The organism is Kitasatospora sp. NPDC096128 (assembly GCF_040303105.1).
In the GTDB taxonomy this organism is placed as follows: domain Bacteria; phylum Actinomycetota; class Actinomycetes; order Streptomycetales; family Streptomycetaceae; genus Kitasatospora.
In genome coordinates this window covers 1-4228 of record NZ_JBEOSP010000110.1, presented here as the reverse complement: position 1 = coordinate 4228, position 4228 = coordinate 1, and the positions used below count along the sequence as shown (strand labels likewise).

Annotated in this window: 3 protein-coding genes; 1 reads left to right on the top strand and 2 read right to left on the bottom strand. The window is 73.6% G+C overall.

Annotated features, from left to right (window positions below):
* Positions 1-117: 117 nt before the first annotated feature.
* On the bottom strand, positions 118-1770 hold the full coding sequence (locus ABTY61_RS41725; RefSeq protein WP_350510475.1) for an ABC transporter substrate-binding protein: 1653 nt from the start codon (positions 1768-1770) through the stop codon (positions 118-120).
* Positions 1771-1928: 158 nt separating this feature from the next.
* Here ABTY61_RS41725 and ABTY61_RS41720 point away from each other — a divergent pair, with 158 nt between their 5' ends.
* Positions 1929-2807, top strand: coding sequence for a LysR substrate-binding domain-containing protein (locus ABTY61_RS41720; RefSeq protein ID WP_350510474.1), 879 nt, complete (start codon positions 1929-1931; stop codon positions 2805-2807).
* A 32-nt stretch (positions 2808-2839) separates the two neighbouring features.
* Here the strand turns inward: ABTY61_RS41720 and ABTY61_RS41715 are convergent, their stop codons facing one another.
* Positions 2840-4060, bottom strand: a complete 1221-nt coding sequence (locus ABTY61_RS41715) for an acyl-CoA dehydrogenase family protein (protein WP_350510473.1) — start codon at positions 4058-4060, stop codon at positions 2840-2842.
* Between the last annotated feature and the right edge of the window lie 168 nt (positions 4061-4228).

Here is a 4228-nt window from a genome sequence, read left to right as displayed (position 1 = left end):
CGCGCGACGGTGGTGCGGTCGCCGGCGCGTCCGCTCCAGCCGCCCCGGCTGCCCCGGCCACCTCAGCGGCCACGGCCGCCCCGGCCGCCCCGCCCGCCGGCGGCGCCGGTCGCGTCGTCACGGAGTCCGCCAGGCGTCGTAGAAGTCCAGCCAGGTGTCGGAGTCGAAGCCGAGTCCGCCGACCTTCGCGGAGACTCCGGTCAGGGCGAACGGCGTGTACACCGGGACGACCACGGCCAGGTCGATCGCCCGCTGCTGCACCTTCGCGTAGACCTGCTGCCGTTCGGCGGCGTCCAGCGTGGCCCGGCCGCGGTCGGTGAGCTCGTCGAGCTGCTGGTCGGGCAGGAAGGTCGCGTTGATGCCGCCCTTGGCGGGCGCGCTGGCCGAGTTGAGGAACTGCCAGAGCACGTCCGGCTCGAACCGGGCCCAGGACAGGTCGACGATGTTCGCCTTGCCGCCGTACACCAGGGTCGAGTACGCGCCGACGTCCAGCGAGGGGCGGACGGCCTCCACGCCGATCTTCTTCAGGTCCGCCTGGATCGCCTGGCCGAGGATGTCCCGGCCCTGCTGGGTGGCGTTGGCCGACAGCTGCGGCCACTGCAGGGTCAGCCGGCGGCCGTTCGCGGTCCGGTAGCCGGCGGCGTCGCGGCCGATCCAACCGGCTTCGTCCAGCAGGCGGTTGGCGAGCGCGGGGTCGTACGGCCAGGCGTTCTCCAGCGACTTGTCGTAGCCCGGGGTGATCGCGTTGATCGGGCTCCAGGCCCGGGGGAACTGCCCGAACTGCACGGTCTTCACGTCCAGGTCGAGGTCGATGCCGCGCTGGACGGCCTGGCGCACCCGCTGGTCGTCCAGCGGCGCGAGCGAGCCGTTCAGCCACAGGTTGTAGTTGCCACCCGGCTGCGCCCGGGTCAGCAGCTTCAGCGCCGGGGTGGTCTTGACCGCGGCCGCGTCCTGCGGCGGTACCGCCTTGGCCACCTGCACCTGGCCGCTGTTCAGCGCGCCCACCCGCACCGAGGCGTCCGGCAGGAAGCGCACCACGATCCGGTCCAGGTGGGCCGGGCCGGTGTGGGCCGCCGCCCCGGGGCCCCAGCGGTAGTCGGGGTTCTTCTCGAACACCGCCTGCTGGCCCTTGCTGTAGCTGACGAACCGGAACGGCCCGGTCCCCACGTCCACCGGCCCGCCCTGGCCGAGCTTGGCGGCGTCCGAGGCCAGCGTCTTGGGCGAGTAGAAGCCCAGGTAGCTGGTGCTCGCCGCCTGGAGGAACGGCGCCGAGGGCGTGCCGAAGTCCACTCGCACGGTGAACGGGTCCAGCACCGTGGTCCCGGTGTAGGAGCCGAGCAGGCTCGCCGCGAACTGCGACTTGGTGTCCTTCGCCACGATGTGGTCGAAATTCGCCTTCACCGCCGATCCGTCGAACGCCGTCCCGTCCTGGAACTTCACGTCCTGGCGCAGATGGAAGGTGAAGCTCCGCAGATCCGGCGCCACTTCCCAGGAGGTCGCCAGCCAGGGGTGGAACTTCCCTTCGGCGTCCTCGGCGACCAAGGAGTCCAGCACCTGCCGCTGCAATTCCGCGGTGAGGTCCTGGGTCGACACGTGCGGGTCCCAGGACACCGGCTCGGTGTCGACGGCATAGGTCACGGTGCCGCCCGCCACCGGTTCGCCCCCGGCTGCGGCAACGCCACCGCCCTGGCCGGAGCAACCGGACAGCACCAGCGGCGCGAGCACGGCGGCCACGACGACCCGGGCCGTCACGGGTCTGAATATGCGCATGAGTTCCTTTTCCCGAAAGCTGTTTCTGTTTCCGCGTGTTGCGTTTTCATGTCATCGCCGCGTTCGACTCGGCAGCGCTTTTCGTCGGCAGGCCGTCAAGGAATTCCGGGTACTGTGAACCCCCCCTGCCGAGTTCGCCGCGCTGTTAGGCTCGACGGGTGACGAGAACACTGGACATCGCCGCACTGCGCAGCATGGTCGCCATCGCCGAGAACGGCGGATTCCACCGCGCCGCGGGGGCGCTGAGGATCTCCCAGTCCGCCGTCAGCCAGCACGTCCGGCGCCTGGAGCGGATCATCGGCCGACCGCTGCTGGAGCGCCACGGCCGCGGCATGCGGTTCACCAGCGACGGAGAGGCCGCTCTCACCGAAGCCCGCCGGGTGCTCGCCGCGCACGACGAGGCGCTCACCCGGCTCGGTCTCGCCGAGACCGGTCGCCCCGGCTACCTGATCGGCTCCACCGAGCACGCCGCCGAGGGCCTGCTGCCGGTGATCAGCCGTTCGGTGCGCGCCGAGTTCCCCGGTCACGCCGTCCGCTTCCGGCTCGACCGCAGCGGCCCGCTGCACGAGGCGGTCGACCGCGGCACGGTGGACGCCGCCGTGTTCATCGGCGACCCCGGCCACCCGCGCAGCGTCCGGGCCGGCGAGGTGCGGCTGTCCTGGTTCGCCGCCCCGGACCGGCGGACGCCCGACCCGGCCGCGCCGGTCCCGCTGGTCGCGCTGGACGGCCCCTGCGTGCTGCGCGAGCGCGCGCTCGCCGCGCTGGACGGCGCGGGCCGCACCGTCACCGTGGTCGCCGAGGCCGCCCAGTTCACCGGGGTGCTCAGCGCGGTGCGCGCGGGGCTCGGCATCGCGCTGTTCGCCGACCACGGGCCGCTGCCGGCCGGACTGGTCCGGGTCCGCGACCTGCCCACGGTGCCCCCGGAGCGACTCTACCTGCGCCACCGACCGGGCGCGCCCGAGGAGTTGACCCGAGTGCTGCACTCGGCGCTGGCCGTCCTGAGCCGGCCCGGCCACCCGGAAGCGGCCGCCCGGTAGTGCGCCGCGCCGGGCCGGCCCGGGCCCGGGCATCATCCGAACTGCCGGATGTAGTCGTTCAGTCTGGCCGTGCCGATGCCGAGCAGCGCCGCGTCCTCCTGCGGCGCGTGCACCCCCGCGGCCTGCACGTCCCGGAAGATCCGCTCCAGCGGGTTGTCCTGGGACAGCGCCGCGCTGCCCAGCAGGCGCACCGCCGTCTCCACGGCCGCGGTCAGGTTGCGGATCACCGCGACCTTCGCCGACAGCGCCTCGTTCGCCGAGACCACCTCGCCGCGGTCCAGCCGGGCCGCGACCCCGAACACCAACTGCTCGGCGGTGGACAGCAGGACCTCGATCTCGCCGGCCGTGTGCCGGAACCGCTCGCCCGCGGCGATCGGCCGGCCCAGGTGGACGGGCACCTTGGTGACGCCGGTGTGGTGGACGAAGTCCTGGGCCGCCCGCGCCGCGCCGAGGTAGAGCGCGGCGGAGATCAGCAGGACGGAGTTGGCGTGCTCCTGGTCCGGCTCCGGGCCGGGCCCGGTGGCCGCCCGCTGCCCGAGGTCGTCGAAGCGGATCAGCTCGTCCGCTCCGACCTCGACGTCGGTGAACACCACCTCGTGGCTGACCGTGGCGCGCATGCCCAACTGCCGCCAGGTGGGCAGGATCTCGATGCCGGGTGAGCCGCCCGGCACCAGGAACACGGCCGGCGACGGCACCGGCTCGTCGGTCGTCGCCCAGAGCAGGTAGTAGCTCAGCCCCTCGGCGCCGGTCACGAACCGCTTCCGTCCGGTGATCGCCCACCCGGTGGCGGTCCGCCTGGCCAGCGTGCCGCTGCCCCGGCCGGTGTCGGGCTCCGCCCGGGCGTGGTTCAGCAGGGTCGGGCGCTGCGCCGACTCGGCCAGGATCCGCCGGTACACGGCCTCGGGCCAGGGCCGGCCGCTCTCCAGCGCGTGCGGCACCAGCGTCATGGTGGCGATCAGCGCCACCGAGGTGTCACCCCGGCCGAGGGCCAGCAGGATGCGCGCCAGATCGGCGAAGCTCACCCCGGGCCCGCCCCACTTCCTGCCCACGGTCGCGGTCAACAGGCCTGCTTCGTGCAGGAGTTGGATCGCCGCGTGCGGGAACTCCCCGGTCCGGTCGTACTCGGCGGCGGTCTTCGCGAGCGCCGCGGTGATCTCGTCCAGGCGGTCGAGGTCGGGCCGCGGCAGCCGGAGGCCGGCCTCGGCGGGCACGGCCTCGGCGGGCACGGCTTCGGGGCTGAGGGGGCTGGGCATGACGGTTTCCTTCGGATCGGGTCCGGCCGACCCGTCGGCTCCGTGGCGCGTCGACCGGACGGCGGGTCGGCTCGGCGGCGGGCTTCGCGAGCGCCGCGGCTCCGACGGGGCGTCGGCTCGGCGCGCGGGTCAGATCGGAAGAGCGACGTGAAGGGAAAGAGAGTGAGT

What these genes read in the sequence shown, in the direction of transcription:
- ABTY61_RS41725 (WP_350510475.1), bottom strand. Translation starts at nt 1,770, where the DNA reads ATGCGCATATTCAGACCCGTGACGGCCCGGGTCGTCGTGGCCGCCGTG.
- ABTY61_RS41715 (WP_350510473.1), bottom strand. Translation starts at nt 4,060, where the DNA reads ATGCCCAGCCCCCTCAGCCCCGAAGCCGTGCCCGCCGAGGCCGTGCCC.